This is a genomic window from Erythrobacter sp. GH1-10, assembly GCF_045363165.1.
Lineage (GTDB): Bacteria > Pseudomonadota > Alphaproteobacteria > Sphingomonadales > Sphingomonadaceae > Erythrobacter.
The window spans coordinates 1,957,026-1,972,964 of the sequence record NZ_JBJFLP010000001.1; the positions used below are offsets into that span (position 1 = coordinate 1,957,026).

The 15,939-nt window shown below is 63.3% G+C and carries 14 protein-coding genes and 1 tRNA gene; 11 read left to right on the forward strand and 4 right to left on the reverse strand.

Going from position 1 to position 15,939, the window contains the following annotated elements:
• Positions 1–47 precede the first annotated feature (47 nt).
• From ACI5KX_RS09730 to ACI5KX_RS09740, 3 genes are all read left to right on the forward strand, one after another.
• The gene (locus ACI5KX_RS09730; RefSeq protein WP_406810466.1) at positions 48–704 is read left to right on the forward strand and encodes a YceI family protein; all 657 of its coding nucleotides are present in this window, start codon (positions 48–50) and stop codon (positions 702–704) included.
• Positions 705–1,073: 369 nt separating this feature from the next.
• Positions 1,074–2,222 carry an alpha-hydroxy acid oxidase gene (locus tag ACI5KX_RS09735; RefSeq protein WP_406810467.1) on the forward strand — a complete coding sequence of 383 codons (1,149 nt, stop codon included), beginning with the start codon at positions 1,074–1,076 and terminating at the stop codon, positions 2,220–2,222.
• 64 nt (positions 2,223–2,286) lie between these two features.
• Positions 2,287–2,754, forward strand: coding sequence for a hypothetical protein (locus ACI5KX_RS09740; RefSeq protein ID WP_406810468.1), 468 nt, complete (start codon positions 2,287–2,289; stop codon positions 2,752–2,754).
• A gap of 69 nt (positions 2,755–2,823) precedes the next feature.
• Here ACI5KX_RS09740 and ACI5KX_RS09745 read toward each other — a convergent pair whose 3' ends face one another.
• Entirely contained in the window at positions 2,824–3,378 is a 555-nt protein-coding gene (locus tag ACI5KX_RS09745) for a YHS domain-containing (seleno)protein (protein WP_406810469.1), read from the reverse strand.
• A 290-nt stretch (positions 3,379–3,668) separates the two neighbouring features.
• Between ACI5KX_RS09745 and leuA the strand changes: the two genes are divergently transcribed.
• The 3 genes from leuA (at position 3,669) to ACI5KX_RS09760 (ending at position 7,741) form a co-directional block, all read left to right on the forward strand.
• Positions 3,669–5,345: a 2-isopropylmalate synthase gene (leuA, locus tag ACI5KX_RS09750; protein ID WP_406810470.1), complete on the forward strand. Its 1,677-nt coding sequence runs from the start codon at positions 3,669–3,671 to the stop codon at positions 5,343–5,345.
• Positions 5,346–5,646: 301 nt separating this feature from the next.
• Positions 5,647–6,687, forward strand: coding sequence for an amidohydrolase family protein (locus ACI5KX_RS09755; RefSeq protein WP_406810471.1), 1,041 nt, complete (start codon positions 5,647–5,649; stop codon positions 6,685–6,687).
• A 49-nt stretch (positions 6,688–6,736) separates the two neighbouring features.
• Positions 6,737–7,741, forward strand: a complete 1,005-nt coding sequence (locus tag ACI5KX_RS09760) for an NAD(P)H-dependent flavin oxidoreductase (protein ID WP_406810472.1) — start codon at positions 6,737–6,739, stop codon at positions 7,739–7,741.
• A 3-nt stretch (positions 7,742–7,744) separates the two neighbouring features.
• Here ACI5KX_RS09760 and ACI5KX_RS09765 read toward each other — a convergent pair whose 3' ends face one another.
• The 3 genes from ACI5KX_RS09765 to ACI5KX_RS09775 all read right to left on the reverse strand — a co-directional run bounded on the left by ACI5KX_RS09765 (position 7,745) and on the right by ACI5KX_RS09775 (position 9,711).
• Positions 7,745–8,254: an AHH domain-containing protein gene (locus ACI5KX_RS09765; protein ID WP_406811357.1), complete on the reverse strand. Its 510-nt coding sequence runs from the start codon at positions 8,252–8,254 to the stop codon at positions 7,745–7,747.
• Positions 8,255–8,284: 30 nt separating this feature from the next.
• Entirely contained in the window at positions 8,285–9,073 is a 789-nt protein-coding gene (locus ACI5KX_RS09770) for a hypothetical protein (protein WP_406810473.1), read from the reverse strand.
• A 146-nt stretch (positions 9,074–9,219) separates the two neighbouring features.
• Entirely contained in the window at positions 9,220–9,711 is a 492-nt protein-coding gene (locus ACI5KX_RS09775) for a flavodoxin family protein (protein ID WP_406810474.1), read from the reverse strand.
• 82 nt (positions 9,712–9,793) lie between these two features.
• Between ACI5KX_RS09775 and recJ the strand changes: the two genes are divergently transcribed.
• The 5 genes from recJ to pstA all read left to right on the forward strand — a co-directional run bounded on the left by recJ (position 9,794) and on the right by pstA (position 15,938).
• Positions 9,794–11,587, forward strand: coding sequence for a single-stranded-DNA-specific exonuclease RecJ (gene recJ, locus ACI5KX_RS09780; RefSeq protein ID WP_406810475.1), 1,794 nt, complete (start codon positions 9,794–9,796; stop codon positions 11,585–11,587).
• A gap of 93 nt (positions 11,588–11,680) precedes the next feature.
• A tRNA-Glu gene (locus ACI5KX_RS09785) sits at positions 11,681–11,755 on the forward strand.
• A 91-nt stretch (positions 11,756–11,846) separates the two neighbouring features.
• Positions 11,847–13,088, forward strand: a complete 1,242-nt coding sequence (locus ACI5KX_RS09790; protein ID WP_406810476.1) for a sensor histidine kinase — start codon at positions 11,847–11,849, stop codon at positions 13,086–13,088.
• A gap of 185 nt (positions 13,089–13,273) precedes the next feature.
• A complete protein-coding gene (gene pstC, locus ACI5KX_RS09795) occupies positions 13,274–14,659 on the forward strand; it encodes a phosphate ABC transporter permease subunit PstC (protein ID WP_406810477.1) in 1,386 nt (461 codons plus the stop codon).
• The gene (gene pstA / locus ACI5KX_RS09800) at positions 14,652–15,938 is read left to right on the forward strand and encodes a phosphate ABC transporter permease PstA (RefSeq protein WP_406810478.1); all 1,287 of its coding nucleotides are present in this window, start codon (positions 14,652–14,654) and stop codon (positions 15,936–15,938) included. Before pstC ends, pstA begins: the two co-directional genes overlap by 8 nt.
• Position 15,939 lies beyond the last annotated feature (1 nt).

Here is a 15,939-nt window from a genome sequence, read left to right on the forward strand (position 1 = left end):
CGCGGCGGCAGGCATTGAATTCCTGAAAAAGAAAGGAATTCAATCCCATGAAAACAGTCGCAATCGCCGCAGCCTTCGCCACCGCAGCCGTCACCGGGGGAATCGCCGCCGCTCCCGCGATCTTCGCGCAGGACAGCGCCGAGCTTCCCGGCGCGGTCGACCCCTCGCGCGTGACCGCCGGAACCTATGCGCTCGATCCCGCGCACACGCTGGTGAGCTGGGAAGTCGATCATTTCGGTTTCAACGACTATTTCGGCCTGTTCGGGAACATCACCGGCACGATGACGATGGACCCGGCAAACATTTCGGACGCCGAGTTCGAAATCATGGTCCCGATCGCCGAAGTGACGGTTGCCAGCGAACAGCTCAAGGATCACTTGCTGCGCCCGGGCAAGGACGGCGCGGATCCCGATTTCTTCGGCCCGGAACCCGGCATGGCAAAATTCACCTCGACCAGCGTCCGGCAGGCCAGCGACACCACCGCGGTCGTCTCGGGCATGCTCGAAATGAACGGCAAGTCCGGCCCGGTCACCATGCTGGTCGAATTCACCGGCGCAGGCACCAACCCTTTCAACAACAAGGAAACGGTCGGCTTTCATGCACGGGCGACGATCGACCGCACGCAGTGGGGCGTGATGTACGGCCAGGGTCTGGTCGGAAACGAAGTCGACCTGACGATCACCGCAGGCTTCGAGAAGCAGTAACAGGAATAACGGAGTGTGGCCGGTCCATCCTGGAGGAAGTCCGGACCGGCCACACCCCTAGATGCGCACCCTCAGGCACGAGGTGCGCAAAAGCATACCCGCGAATGGTGGCCGATTGGTCTTGGAGATTTCACTGCGGCGCACCCTTTGTACCTGCGGCGGAGTGTGCGGCGACTGCCCTTCGGGCGCCCGGTGCAAGGGGGGATGAATCGGGGCCCGGGACCCAAAAAGCAGCCGCGCACATCGAGGTATTCGCTCGCCGGAGCCGATTGGTGACAGCTGCGCGAAAATAAGTTTGCAGCCGCCCTGTTGGCGCGAACTGCATCGCTCTCGACAGCTATTGCGCAATCGGCCAAGGCTGCGATCGCAATGCGCCTTTCCGATTGCCACAATATCGACGATTTCAGGCTGCTGGCAAAGGCGCGGCTGCCCTTCCCCGTGTTCGACTATATCGACGGCGCAGCGGACGACGAACTGACCAAGGCGCGCAACACCGCCGCCTATGACTGCTGCGACCTCGTGCCCGATGTGCTCGCCGGGGTCGAGACTATCGATACCTCCTGCACCATCCTCGGTCGCAGAAGCGCGCTCCCCCTGATGCTCTCGCCCACTGCGGTGCAGCGCGCGTTTCACTGGCAGGGCGAAACGGCCGTTGCGAAGGCGGCGGAGAAATTCGGGCTGTGGTTCGGCATCTCCAGCCTGGCCACGCGCAGCATCGAGGAGATCGCCGCGCTCACCAATGGCCCCAAGCTGTTCCAGCTCTACGTCCACAAGGACAAGGGGCTCAACACCCATATGATCGAGCGCTGCCAGCAGGCGGGCTTCGATGCGCTTGCTCTCACCGTCGATACGATCGTGTCGGGGAAGCGCGAGCGATGCCTGCGTAGCGGCTTCACCACCCCGCCCCGCTTTACCCCGGCGAGCGTGTGGAGCTATGCGACCCGCCCGCGCTGGACGCTCGATTACCTCTTTCGCGAGAAATTCCGCCTGCCAAACCTCGATACGCATGTGTCCGAAGGCTCAAGCAAGGCGGTGAGCATCGCGGACTATTTCAACACCATGCTCGACACCTCGATGGACTGGTCGACTGCCGCCGCGATCCGCGAGCAGTGGGGCGGCACCTTCGTCCTCAAGGGCGTGATGAGCGCCAACGATGCACGCCGGGCGGTCGAGATCGGCGCCGATGCGATCATGATCTCGAACCACGGCGGGCGGCAACTGGACGGTTCGCGCAGCCCGTTCGACCAGCTTCGTGAGATCGTCGATGCGGTCGGCGGCGAGATCGAGATTATTTGCGATGGCGGCGTGCGGCGCGGCACGCATGCGCTCAAGAGCCTGTGCGCGGGAGCGACTGCAGCTTCGGGCGGGCGGCTGTATCTCTATGCGCTGGCGGCGGCCGGCCAGGACGGTGTCGAACGCGCGCTGGCGATCCTCAAGGATGAAATCGAGCGCGGGATGCGGCTGATGGGTGTGACCAGCGTCGGCCAACTGACGCGGGAGCGAATCCGCTGGCGCTAGGTTTCACGATACTGCAACATGAGACGCGCTTTGAGCCTGTCGACCAGAGTGATCGGAAGGAAGCATGAAGCACAGTATTGCAATCCTTGGAGCCGCCGCATTGCTCGCGCTAACCGCCTGTGGCGGCGAACCCGACCCCGCGTCCGGCACCGAGGCTGACGATTTTGCTGCGCGCATCAACGGTGGCGGTGCTGCATCGGGGAACAGCCCCCCGACGACCGGCGATGCGCCGCGTCCGATGGTGACCCCGACCGTGGTCGAGCCGCTACCCAACGCCGCTCCCGGCCCCTATGCGCCGGGCACCGCGACCGATCCGGCAGCCGCAACCTGCGATGCCAACAAGATGGGCACGTTCATGGGTCGCGTCGCCGATGCGCGCAGCCGGATGGAGATCGAGGAAACCGCCTCGCCGGGCCGCGAGATCCGTTTCCTGCGCCCGGGCGGCGTCTTCCTGAAGCCCGACGCCTCCAGCCCACGGCTCAACATCATGCTCGACGCACAGGACATCATCCGCGACGCGCGCTGCGGCTGATACAAAACCCCCGCCGGCGATACTCTCGCTGACGGGGGCTTCGCTCCGCGACCCGGCGGGCAACGGTGCTTACTGCTGGGTGAAGTGCTCGTCCGGAGAGTGGGCCGGGTAATTCTCGTCCGCCTTGGCGATGAAGCCGGGGATGTCCTTTTCCCACTTGTCCTGTACGTCTTCGCTGAAGTTCAGGTACAATGTTCCGTCGACGACCTCGTAGACATTGGGGTCGCCCGGCGCGAGCCGATCATTGGCGCCGATCGCCCAGGCGCAATAGCCGCCATAGGCCGGGGCGTATTTCGCCGGATCCTCGATAAAGGCCTTGGCGTTGTCTTCGCTCGCGAAGCGATAATCGTAGCCGTTATAGCGGACGGTGTATTCCTCCGAGCCCTCGACCGGCACGCCGTCGTCAACGAAATAGCTGACCACGTCATACCCGCGCACAGCGAGCGTATCGCCCAGCTCCTGGGTGTAGATCGGGCCGGTCGCCTCACCGCCGAGATCGGCGTAGAGCGGGGTTTCGGCAGCCACCTCTGCGGTCATGGCATCGCCCTCTGCCGGGGCGTCGGCGGCCTGGCTGCACGCGGCGGCGGTGGCCATCAGCGCGATAGCAAACACGGAATTCTTCATCGGGGGTATCCTCCTTAAAACTGTCTCTCGCCGGACAGCCTGTCGCCCGGTGACACATGAAAGTTCGCCGGATTGGCTTGCAGGGTTACAGCCCCGCAAACTTTTCACCCAAAATACTTGAGCCGCGCGGTGAAATCGGCAACAAGATGCGCATGACGCGGATGAGCAGCCTGCTTCTACGACTTACACGCCCTTGGGCGTGAGCGGCTGCGCGTGAAATCGGCGCGGCCCGGCGTTCAAGGGACCAGCAGCCACCATTTCCCGACCTTTCTCCGCGACGAGCCTTTCCGATGACCATGCTCAAAGACCCTGCCCGCAAATACCGACCCTTCGGGCAAATCGACCTGCCGAACCGCCAATGGCCCGGCCGCCTGATCGAGAAGGCGCCGCGCTGGCTTTCGACCGACCTGCGCGACGGCAACCAGTCGATCATCGATCCGATGGATGGCGTGAAGAAGCGCCGGTTCTTCGACCTGTTGGTCGAAATCGGCGTGAAGGAGATCGAAGTCGGTTTTCCCAGCGCGGGCGCGACCGAATTCGATTTCATTTCCGGCCTCGTCCAATCGGGGGCGATCCCCGATGACGTCACCGTTCAAGTGCTTACCCAGAGCCGCGAAGACCTGATCAGAACCTCTTTCGAGAGCCTTGCGGGCGCGCGGTCCGCGATCGTCCACCTCTACAACGCGGTCAGCCCGGCATGGCGCGACATCGTGTTCCGCATGTCGAAAGACGAGGTGCGCGACATCGCAATCGCAGGCGCGAAGGTGATGCGCGACGAGGCGGCCAAACGCCCCGACACCGACTGGCACTTCCAGTACAGTCCCGAGACCTTCTCCACCGCCGAACTCGATTTCAGCATCGCGGTCTGCGCGGCTGTGATGGACGTGCTGCAGCCCACGCCGGACAAGCCGATTATCCTCAACCTGCCCGCGACGGTCGAGGCGGCAACGCCCAATATCTACGCCGACCAGATCGAATACTTCTGCCGCAACCTGCCCAACCGCGAGAGCGCGGTGATCAGCCTCCACACGCACAACGATCGCGGCACCGGCGTCGCGGCGGCGGAGCTTGGCCTGATGGCGGGCGCGGACCGGGTCGAGGGATGCCTGTTCGGCAATGGCGAGCGGACCGGCAATTGCTGCCTCGTGACGATGGCGCTCAATCTCTACACCCAAGGCGTCGATCCCGGCCTCGATTTCTCCGACATCGACCGCGTGATCGAGACGGTCGAATACTGCAACGACCTGCCTGTCCACCAGCGCCACCCCTATGGCGGCGAGCTGGTCTACACCGCGTTCTCCGGAAGCCATCAGGACGCGATCAAGAAGGGTTTCGAAGCCCGCGATACGCAGAACGACGAAGGCTGGCGCGTCCCCTATCTCCCGATCGACCCGGCCGATCTCGGGCGGAATTACGAAGCGGTGATTCGCGTCAACTCGCAGAGCGGCAAAGGCGGCTTTGCGTGGGTGCTCGAGCAGGACCAGGGCCTCAAACTGCCCAAGCAGATGCAGGCCGATTTCTCGAAACACGTCCAGCGCATGGCCGATGAACTGGGCCGCGAACTGAACGCGGCAGACATCTGGGAAGCGTTTCGAAACGCCTACCACGTCCAGACGGAGAACAAGCACTTCCAGCTGGTCGATTACGAGGAAAGCAGAGGCGCAGACGGAACCCGTATCTTCGCCGGCAAGATCGCGGTCGACGGCGGCGAGCAAAGTGTCTCGGGCCGCGGCAATGGTCTCATTTCAAGCGTGGTCAGCACGCTTGAAGATGCCTTCGACATCGACCTGAAAGTGCTCGACTACACCGAACACGCGCTCGGCACGGGCCGCGACGCGCGCGCGGCCGCCTACCTCAAGTGCCAGTCGGGCGACCGGGTGATCTGGGGCTGCGGGATCGACGAAGACATCGCCACCGCGTCGGTGCGTGCGGTGGTGAGCGCGGCGAATTCGGCGGTGAGCGCGTAACGCGCCCTCCACCGCAAGGCTGCGTGCGGTTTCCTACTCGCCCCCGATCGGCCATGTTGCGGTCGAATACTCGACGCCGCTGTTGTGCCGCCCGCAAAATTTTCGAATTGGAAAAGTGTCAACTTCGTTTTTCAGGGCCAACCGTCTGACTTCAAGGCATTTTTCACCCCATTTTGCGGATGACCCACTGTCAACTCTGTCAACTTCGCTTCGCACCGAATTCCGGCCGATTTGCATCCCGCCGCATCGTCGAGGATGAACAGCCGAACCGACAAACCAAAGCGTGGGAGAGACGCCGATCATGACCGAAGAGATACTCGAGCCAGACCTGCCGATCATCGATCCGCATCACCATCTGTGGGACCTCAGGCCGATGGTGCCGATGTTCCCCGAGCCCAAGCATCCCTTCATCGCCGCGCTCGAGGGCAACGCCTATTACACTTTCGACGAGCTGCGCGCGCACCTGACGAGCGGGCACAACATCCTCGCTACCGTCTTCATGGAATGCGGCGCATTCTATAACGGCGCCTATGGCGAAGCGAAGAAGGTCGTAGGCGAGGTCGAGTATGTGAACGGCGTTGCCGCGCAATCGGCGAGCGGGCTCTACGGTGACTTGCGCGCCTGCGCCGGGATCATCGGCCATGCCGACCTGACGCTGGGCAGCGAGGCGGGCGAAGTCCTCGATGCGCTCATGGCCGCCTCTCCCCGGTTCCGGGGAATCCGTCACGCGGGCGCATGGGATGCCGATCCGGAGGTGCTCGGCCCGCCCTTCCATCACCCCGAGGGCCTTTATCGCGATGCGACGTTCCGCGCAGGCTTTGCCGAGCTCGGCAAGCGCGGACTCAGCTTCGATGCCTGGGTGCTCGAACCGCAATTGCCCGATGTGATCGACCTCGCCAACGCCTTTCCCGACCAGCCCCTCTGCCTCGACCATTGCGGCACGCCGCTCGGAATCGCGAGCTACAAAGGCAAGCTGCACGAGCGCTTCGACACGTGGCGGCACAACATCAAGGAACTCGCCAAGTGCGAGAACGTGCAGGTGAAGCTCGGCGGGCTCGCCATGGCGTTCTGCGCCCTGCCGGACGAAGGCCCGGCAGCGGGTTCGACATCGGAGCATCTCGCAGGGTTGTGGCGTCCCTACATCGAAACCTGCATCGAAGCCTTCGGCACCGACCGCGCGATGTTCGAAAGCAATTACCCGGTTGACTACTGGGGTGCGGACTACGCCGCGCTATGGAACGCCTTCAAGCACCTCACGCACGGTTCGAGCGCCGATGAGAAAGCCGCGCTCTATGCCGGGAACGCAGCGCGGTTCTATCGCATTGAAGAGGTGCTTGCCTGATTGCATTTTGCAACTTAGCCCGCACTGACACGCTTTCCAGGAGACCTCAATGCCGCTTCCCGCCCCGTTCGACCGCCTGCGCCTGCCGCTGATCGGATCGCCGCTGTTCATCGTCTCCGGCCCCGAACTGGTAATCGCGCAGTGCAAGGCCGGGATCATCGGCAGCTTTCCCGCCTTGAATGCCCGCCCGCAGACGCTGCTCGACGAGTGGCTGCACCAGATCACCGAGGAACTGGCCAAGCACAATCGCGAGCACCCCGACCGGCCCGCCGCGCCCTTCGCGGTGAACCAGATCATTCACAAGTCGAACGATCGTGTCGAAGCCGACATGGCGACCTGCGAGAAGTGGCAGGTCCCGATGATCATCACCTCGCTCGGCGCGCGCGAGGAAGTGTTCCAGGCGGTGCGCAGCTGGGGCGGGATCACGATGCACGACGTGATCAACAACCGCTTCGCGCGGAAGGCGATCGAGAAAGGCGCCGATGGCCTCATCCCGGTCGCTGCCGGTGCCGGCGGCCATGCGGGCGCGCTTTCGCCCTTCGCGCTGATGCAGGAAATCCGCGACTGGTTCGACGGGCTGGTCGCGCTCTCGGGCTCGATCGCGCACGGGGCCTCGATCCTTGCGGCGCAATCGCTGCGCGCCGATTTCGCCTATTCGGGCAGCGCCTTTATCGCGACTGAAGAAGCCAACGCCGACCAGGCGTACAAGCAGGGGATCGTCGAAGGCGATGCGAGCGGCATCGTGTACACCAATCTCTTCACCGGCGTGCACGGCAACTACCTGCGCAGCTCGATCGAGAATGCAGGGCTGGATCCCGACAATCTCCCGGAAAGCGATCCATCGAAGATGAACTTCGGCAGCGGGGGCAACACCAAGGCGAAGGCATGGAAAGACATCTGGGGCTCGGGCCAGGGCGTGGGCGCAGTTAAGTCCGTGGGCACGGTCGAGGACCTCGTCGGGCGTATGGAGCGCGAGTATCACGAGGCAAAGGTGCGTCTGCTCGCGAATTCCGACTACGCCCCGTGGCAGCCGATGGCCGAGGCCGCGGAGTAATGTTCAGGTCGAGCGCCAGAGCGCTTCGGCCATCGCGTCCAGCTCGGCGAAATCGAATCCTGTGCCGAGCGGATCCTTGCGATTGAGAATCATGCGGCGGCGTTCGTCGAGCAGCCTGCGGCGGAGCGCGGACTGGAGCAGCCGCAGCCGCAGGATCGCTTGATCGAGCGCGGCCTCCGCATCGTATCGCACGAGCTGCGACCAGTGCCGTTCGATGTGCCCGACGCGCTCGATCACGACCTCGTTGTAGCGCCGGTGGGGTCCGCGATGGAGCGGCATACCGGTGCGGATCGTCGCATCGTCACTCGCGGGAAGCAGCAGGCCGTTGGCACGGAAGTCGTCGAAACCGACATGCGAACGCCCAATCCTCGCGAACATCGGCCCGAAGCATTTGCGAGCGAGCAGCTGGCGAGGCAGGAGATGGTGGCGCTGGAATCCCGGATCGAAGCTAACGCTATCGCGCCGGTTGACCTTGCGAAATGGGATGGCCCTGCGCTGGTCTGCGCGATGTATTCGAGTCTGATTGAGCGACCCGGCCGTTCGCTATTCCCGGAATACGCGGATGAACCTGCCGTTTTGCGATGGCTGCAACACCAGCTTGCTCAGATCCGGAGCGGTCACGCGTTCGCTTCGATCAAGAGGTCCATCGATCACCAGCCGATTGATCAAGCGGCTGGCGAGCTGCGCTGCCTCGGCCTTGTCCCCGAGCAGATGCGGTTCGATCCGCAGCTCCTGACCGATCCAGAATTCGAGACCGACACTCTGCAGCGCGCCGTCTCCGGTCTCATGTATCGTGGTCAGGCCCATCGCGGGAAACGGTCCGCCTTCGAGCCATGCCGAAACGATCGATTCGAAATATCGTCGGCTCATCACGCTGGCGATCGGTTTCCACACCACCGCCTCGAGGTCGTCGAAATGCTGGACCATGTCGCAGGCAATCGCGAGCATTGTCCGGACAACGGGTATCGAGTTGCCGCCCCCGCTCAGATGCTTGCCGGGAACCAGCCGCAGTGCCTCCAGCCGTAGAGCGCCGGGGGACTGTCCGAAATCGAAGCTGTGCTGGATATCGGCACGTTCGCACGCCTCACCCGGTGCCAAGCCCATGAGATCGAAGGTCAGGCCATCGCGCAGGAGTTCAAGCCATTGCCGCTCGTCGATGTCGGGCTCGGCAACGGGTGCAGTCCCCACACGCTCGCCTTCGTTCGCAACAAGGTGCGGCGAGGTATCGAGCGGATCGTGGCTTATCGATACCGTGCACCTTGCCTCCGCGAATTCCTTGATCGCAAGGCGACTTGGCCGCTTGCCCGAAGCGAACAACAATTGCAGCCCCATGGCATCGGCAGTCTGCGTCTGAGTGATTGTCCAAGACTCCTTCAGGTCTTGCTAGCGCAGGTCGGTAGGATGAAATTGGAACCTGACGACATTTGTCGACAGCGTCGAGTCCTCATTCCCGCCCTATCCCTAGCAAGTATGCCAGTTCAGAACACACCCATCTGAAGGCCCTCGGCCAGCCCCTCCCCCAATTCGCGACATTCGGCAAGCACGTCTTCAGGCACCTGTTTACGAGCGAGAATCTCCTCTGGCGTCTGTGCCGAGAAATTGACGATCATCGGGTCGGCCACCCGTTTTAGCCGCCAGCCGGTGGCGATCCTGTCGATCTGGCGCTGTGCCCCCTCCCCATCCGATCCAGCGGCGATGATCGTCGCGTAGGGTCGTCCCTCGATCTGGCCCAAGACGGCATAATAGGTACGGTCGAACATCTCCTTCATCTCGCCGCTCATGCTTGCGAGGTTCTCCGGGCAGGCGAAAAGATATCCCCCTGCATCGAGCAACATTCGGTCGGTAACGTCGCGAGCGAACACCAGAAGGGTATTGGCGCCCTCCGCTGCGGCGCGTGCCATCGCCTCGCTCGCTCCTGTGCGGCTGTGCCAGATGACCAGCAGACGGGGTGTTGAGTCGTCGTCGGACATGGTGCGACGCAAGCCGCGCGGACTGTCGATTGTCAATGCCCTGCACCTGTTGCCCGGCGCCGCGATGCGCTAATGTCAAAGGATGGCAACACGGTCGCTTTCGCATGTCCTGGGCGTTTCGGATTCGATTTCAGGCCGCGCATGGCTCTGGCGAGGTGGGACCATGGATCTCGCTGGCGACACCGCCGGTTCGCACGGGCTCGACCACGATATCCTCTCGCAACTGCTGACCACCCGCGGGGTCGCACCCGACGACGTCTCCCGCCATGCCAATCCCACCATGCGCGAATTCCTTCCCGATCCATCGGAGTTCCGCGACATGGACGCGGCGGCAGAACGGCTTGCCCAGGCAGTATTGGGGCGGGAAAAGGTCACGATTTACGGCGACTACGACGTCGACGGAGCGACAAGCGCCGCCCTGATGATCGAGCTGCTGCGCGAGCTCGGCCTCGACGCGAATTACTACATCCCGGACCGCCTGCTGGAAGGCTACGGGCCAAGCGGGGAAGCGCTCGTCAAGCTGGCCGAAAACGGATCGAGTCTGATCGTCACGGTCGATTGCGGGGCAATGGCGCACGAGGCGTTGACGATGGCGCGCGATGCCGGGGTCGACGTGATCGTGGTCGATCACCACAAATGCGCAGCGGAGCTCCCGCCAACCGCCGCGCTGGTCAATCCCAACCGGCTCGACGAGAACGACCTTGCCGCAAGCCACGGCCACCTGGCTGCGGTCGGCGTGGCATTCCTGCTTGGCATTGCGCTGGTCAGGGCGCTCCGCCCGCACGGCTACTTCGACGATCGCAAGGAACCCAACCTGATGGGCCTGCTCGATCTCGTCGCGCTCGGCACCGTTGCCGATGTGGCGGCGCTTCACGGATTGAACCGCGCTTTCGTGGCGCAGGGCCTCAAGATCCTCGGGCGCAGGGAACGGATCGGGATGGCCGCCTTGATGGATGCCAGCCGGTTGAATCGCGCGCCAAAGGCCAGCGACCTGGGCTTCGCACTGGGACCGCGCATTAATGCTGGCGGACGGATCGGCGAATCCACCCTCGGTGTACGGCTTCTTACGACGCGCGATCCGGAAGAGGCGCGTGCGATTGCCGAACAGCTCTCCGCACTCAACGAGGAACGCCGGGCTATCGAGGGCGAGGTTCAGGAGGCTGCAGAGGCGCTGCTAGCCAACCAGCACAATATGGCCGTGCATGTTCTTGCAGGAGATGGCTGGCACCCCGGCGTGATCGGCATCGTCGCGGGCCGGATAAAGGAGAAGACCGGCAAGCCGTCGATCGTGATCGCGAACGACACGGACGGCACCGGCAAGGGTTCGGGGCGCTCGATCAGCGGCGTCGATCTCGGTGCCGCGATCATCGCCGCGCGCGAACAGGGGCTGCTTGTGGCAGGCGGAGGCCACGCCATGGCAGCAGGCCTGACGATCGCTGCGGAGAACCTGTCGGCGTTCACCGAATTCCTCGACACCCGGCTCGCCCGCGACGTCGAACGCGCGCGCGCGACGCAAGCAATGCATCTCGATCTGTCGCTGGCCCCGGGCGGATTGACTCCGGACCTGGTGACGACCCTAGATGCTGCCGGACCCTACGGCGTCGGCTGGCCGGCCCCGCGTGTCGCCGTCGGGCCGGTGCGGATCGTCAAGGCGGATATCGTGGGGAAGGATCACCTCCGCGTCATCGCCGCTGGCGACGATGGCAGATCGTTCAAGGGGATCGCATTCCGGGCGGCGGAAACCGAAATGGCGCAAACCCTGCTCCACCGCAGCAAGGGGCGCCGCTTCCATCTTGCCGGAAGGGTCAAGATCGACGATTGGGGGCCCCGTCCCGCCGCGGAACTGCACCTTGAAGACGCAGCCTTCGCCGACTGAGCGCGGACCTGCACAATTTTTCGAAGAACGCGCGAAACGGGGCTTGACCCATTACGCCCACACCCCTAGATGCGCGCTCTCGCAAGCGAGCGTGGCCCCTTCGTCTAGCGGTTAGGACGCGGCCCTTTCACGGCTGAAACACGGGTTCGATTCCCGTAGGGGTCACCACCTCCCTCCTCCATTGTCGGTCCATCATCACCTGCTACGGCAGGTGAGGTCCTTTCCACCCGCGAAGCTTGCGGTTAAGGGGGCAATCGCAATGGGCTTCAGGCAATCCTTTCCGCTCGCCGGCATCCTCCTTGCCATCGTGGCATTCGTTGCGATGCTGCTGCTTGACGTCGAACCCATCCTTTCGCTCGCCGTGCTCGTGGTATGGGTGGGTTCGCTCGTGCTTGTGTCCGGGCAACCACCAGAGGCGCCGCAGACGGTCGTCAAGGAATCCGTGAGCCTCGATTCCATGCGTGATCTCATCGAGAACTCGGCGACGCCCGTTCTGGTCACCGACAAGAACACCATCGCGATCGCCAATGCTGCAGCAAGACGGGTCATGGGCCGTCACATGCTTGGGCAGGATGCTCGGGTAACATTCAGGCAGCCGGAAGCGATTGCGCTGCTCAACAGCAATCGCAACGGGCGTGCGATCGTGCGTGGGTTGGTGAGACGCCAGGATATCTGGGAAATCAACCGCCAGGCGGTCGACGAACAGATGGCCGTGATCGAGCTCATCAACCAGACCGCCGAAGCCGATATCAGCCGCGCACATACCGACTTTGTGGCCAATGCCAGCCACGAACTCCGCACTCCGCTCGCCGCGATCCTGGGCTATGTCGAAACGCTCAGCGAAAGCGTAGACAGTCTGGACTCGCCGACGTCCAAGAGGTTTCTCAACACGATCGAGAGCGAGGGAAAGCGGCTTCAGAGCCTGATCAGCGATCTCATGAGCCTGTCACGCGTCGAGGCCGAAAAGCACGATCTGCCGCGCGAATTGATTGCGCTCGGGCCACTGGTAGAGCGCGCCGCATCCGATGCGGCAGGCCCCGACCGAAGCCAACGCCTCGATCTCGATCTCGACAGGGATCTGAACGTGCGCGGAGATCGGCAGCAACTCGAACAACTCGTGCGCAATCTCGTGGACAATGCGCTGAAATACGGCAACCCGGATTCGCCGGTAAAGGTCGCTCTTGCCGTCTCGCGCGACAAACAGGCCCGGCTGTCCGTGGTCGACGAAGGCGAAGGTATCTCTGCCGAGCATGTTCCGCACCTTACGCGGCGCTTCTATCGCACCGATCCGGGTCGCAGTCGCGCCTCGGGCGGGACGGGGCTTGGCCTCGCCATCGTCAAACATATCGTGGAACGCCACCGCGGACGTCTCGACATCGAGAGCGATCTCGGCAAGGGGACACGGGTAACTGTGCGCCTGCCGCTGGCCGAATCCGAAGGAAACGATGCGCTGCCCCCGGGAAAGGGAGATAAAGCACCTGCAACGCCGGAATTGTCTTAGTACTGTCTTATTTCTTTAACATGGGGCCATGAAGGGTTTTGACGCTTGACGCGGGCACGCCCCGCGCACCGCAGGCACACTCCACCGGCCTGCCAGATTGCTTCGAACCCTAGAGGCTTCGATTTTCGCATTTTCTACGTCGGGACGCGGTCACGCGCGACGCCAAGGGGAAACAGGTTCACTTCATGTCGCCTATAACGCTCATTCTGATTGCCATCGGGCTGGGTCTTGCAGGGTGGCTCGCAGGGCGCGCCAAGGCGTGGAGCTTCCAGAAGTCGGTGCCGGATGCTCGCCCGGTTGCCCGTCCGATCTACCATGCCTGGTATGTCGCCGTGTGGGTGGTGATCCCGGTCCTCGCGTTCGTCGTGATCTGGTCGATCCTCTCCCCGCAACTGGTCCTCCAGAGCGTACTCGCCTCGCCCGGCGCCGAATCCCTTCCGGCGTTCGGGTTCGAGCGCGAAGCCTGGCTGAACGAAGCGCGTGCTGTTGCCAGCGGAAACTCTCCGGCCGTGTTCAACCAGGGGGCCGAAGCCCTCGTCGAACCGTTCCGCGAAGCCATCACGCGCTACAACATCATCGGCGTCGTGCTGGTCTTCCTCATCGGTTTCGCAGGGGGAACATTCGCATTCCTGAGAGTGAAGCCCGATTTCAGGGCTCGCACACGAGTCGAGCGCACGGTCATGATCGTGCTGCTGCTTGCGTCGCTGGTCGCGATCCTGACGACCTTCGGCATCTTCGCCAGCCTCGTTTTCGAGACCGTCCGGTTCTTCAGCATAGTCTCGCCCGGCGATTTCTTTTTCGGCACCTTCTGGGGTCCCGATCCGATGAGCGCCGCCGACAATCCGGACGGCTCCAAATACGGAGCGATCCCGCTGTTCTGGGGAACGCTGTTCATCGGTGCCATCATTGCAATGATCGTGGCGATCCCGCTCGGTTTGATGAGCGCGATCTATCTCACCCAGTATGCCGATCCGAAGCTGCGCGCATGGGTGAAACCGGCGCTTGAGATTCTCGCCGGTGTTCCGACAGTGGTTTACGGCTATTTCGCTGCGCTCACGGTCGCTCCCGCGATCCGCGATGCCGCCGTGGCAGTGGGCATATCAAGCGCGTCGACCGAAAGCGCTCTTGCCGCGGGTGTGGTGATGGGGGTGATGATCATACCCTTCGTGTCATCGATGGCGGACGATTCCATCGCTGCCGTGCCGAGCGCGATGCGCGACGGCAGCTATGCGATGGGCGCCACCAAGTCGGAAACGATCAAGCGGGTGCTGTTCCCCGCCGCCCTGCCCGGCATCGTTGCCGGTATCATGCTCGCCATCAGCCGCGCGATCGGCGAGACCATGATCGTGGTGATGGCCGCGTCCACCGCGGCGAACCTTAGCGTCAACCCGCTGGACCGGATGACGACCGTGACGGTCCAGATCGTGAAACTGCTCACCGGCGAACAGAGCGCCGACCACCCGACCTATCTCAGCGCCTTCGCGCTCGGGTTTACCCTGTTCCTCGTCACGCTCGTGCTCAACATCATCGCGCTGCGCGTCGTCAAACGGTTCCGTGAAGCTTATGAGTGATACTGCACCCAATGCCTCCCTTTCGTCCGTTCCGGCTCACGACGGCCCGACACGCACGCCCGAATTCGAGAAGAGGCTCGCCAAACGCTACCGCAGGGAACGCAATTTCAAGCGTCTCGGACAAGGCGCCATCATGTTCTCGGTGGCGGTGCTGATCTTCCTGCTCGCGAACATGTTCATCAACGGCATCGGCGGGTTCCAACGCGCCGAGCTCGCGGTAACGATCGATTTCCCCGAAAGCGGCATGGCTGGCGACGCGGCCTCGCTTTCCGCTCCCAGCGCACTGCAGGTCCTCGAAATGCAGGGTATCGAGAATGTCGTCGATACCTATGCAGAACGATCGCTTGGCGAAGCGGGAGCGGCGAACCTCAGCCGGGATGCATGGCGGGACGTTGCCCTTGCCATCACACAAGACCCCTCGATGATTTCGCGAGCGGAGACATTCTACCTGCCTGCATCTTCGGACCTGGCCTCCGGCCTTGCCGGGGAAGGTTCGCCCGAGATGCAGCAGCTGGCGCAGGACCTTGCGGCGCAAGACAAGCTCTCCGAGAACTGGGATTGGGGATTCCTCGCCCGCTCGGACGCGACCAGCCCGCAAGCGGCAGGTATCTGGGGCGCTCTCAAGGGCTCGATCCTGACCATGATCGTCACCTTCCTGCTGGCCTTCCCGATCGGCGTGCTGGCAGCGCTCTACCTCGAGGAATACGCCCCCAAGAACCGCTGGACCGAACTGATCGAGGTTTCGATCAACAACCTTGCTGCGGTCCCCTCGATCATCTTCGGTTTGCTTGGCCTCGCGGTATTCCTGTGGCTGTTTCCAAACTACCGGTCTGCACCGCTGATCGGCGGGATGACGCTGGCACTGATGACGATGCCCGTGATCGTGATTTCCGGCCGCAACGCGATCAAGGCCGTGCCGCCTTCGATCCGCGACGGGGCGCTCGCCGTTGGTGCATCGCCGGTGCAGGTCGTGTTCCACCACGTTCTGCCGCTTGCGATGCCAGGCATGCTGACCGGCACGATCATCGGCATGGCGCGCGCGCTCGGCGAAACCGCGCCGCTGCTGCTGATCGGGATGCGCGCTTTCGTTGCCACCCCGCCTGACGGATTTACCTCGCCGTCCACCGTCCTGCCGATGCAGATCTTCCTGTGGTCGGACGAAATCGACCGCGGCTTTGTCGAGCGCACCAGCGCCGCTATCATAGTACTCCTGCTGTTCCTCCTGGTGATGAACGGCCTCGCCATCTACCTCCGCAACAAGTTCGAGAAGACCTGGTGAC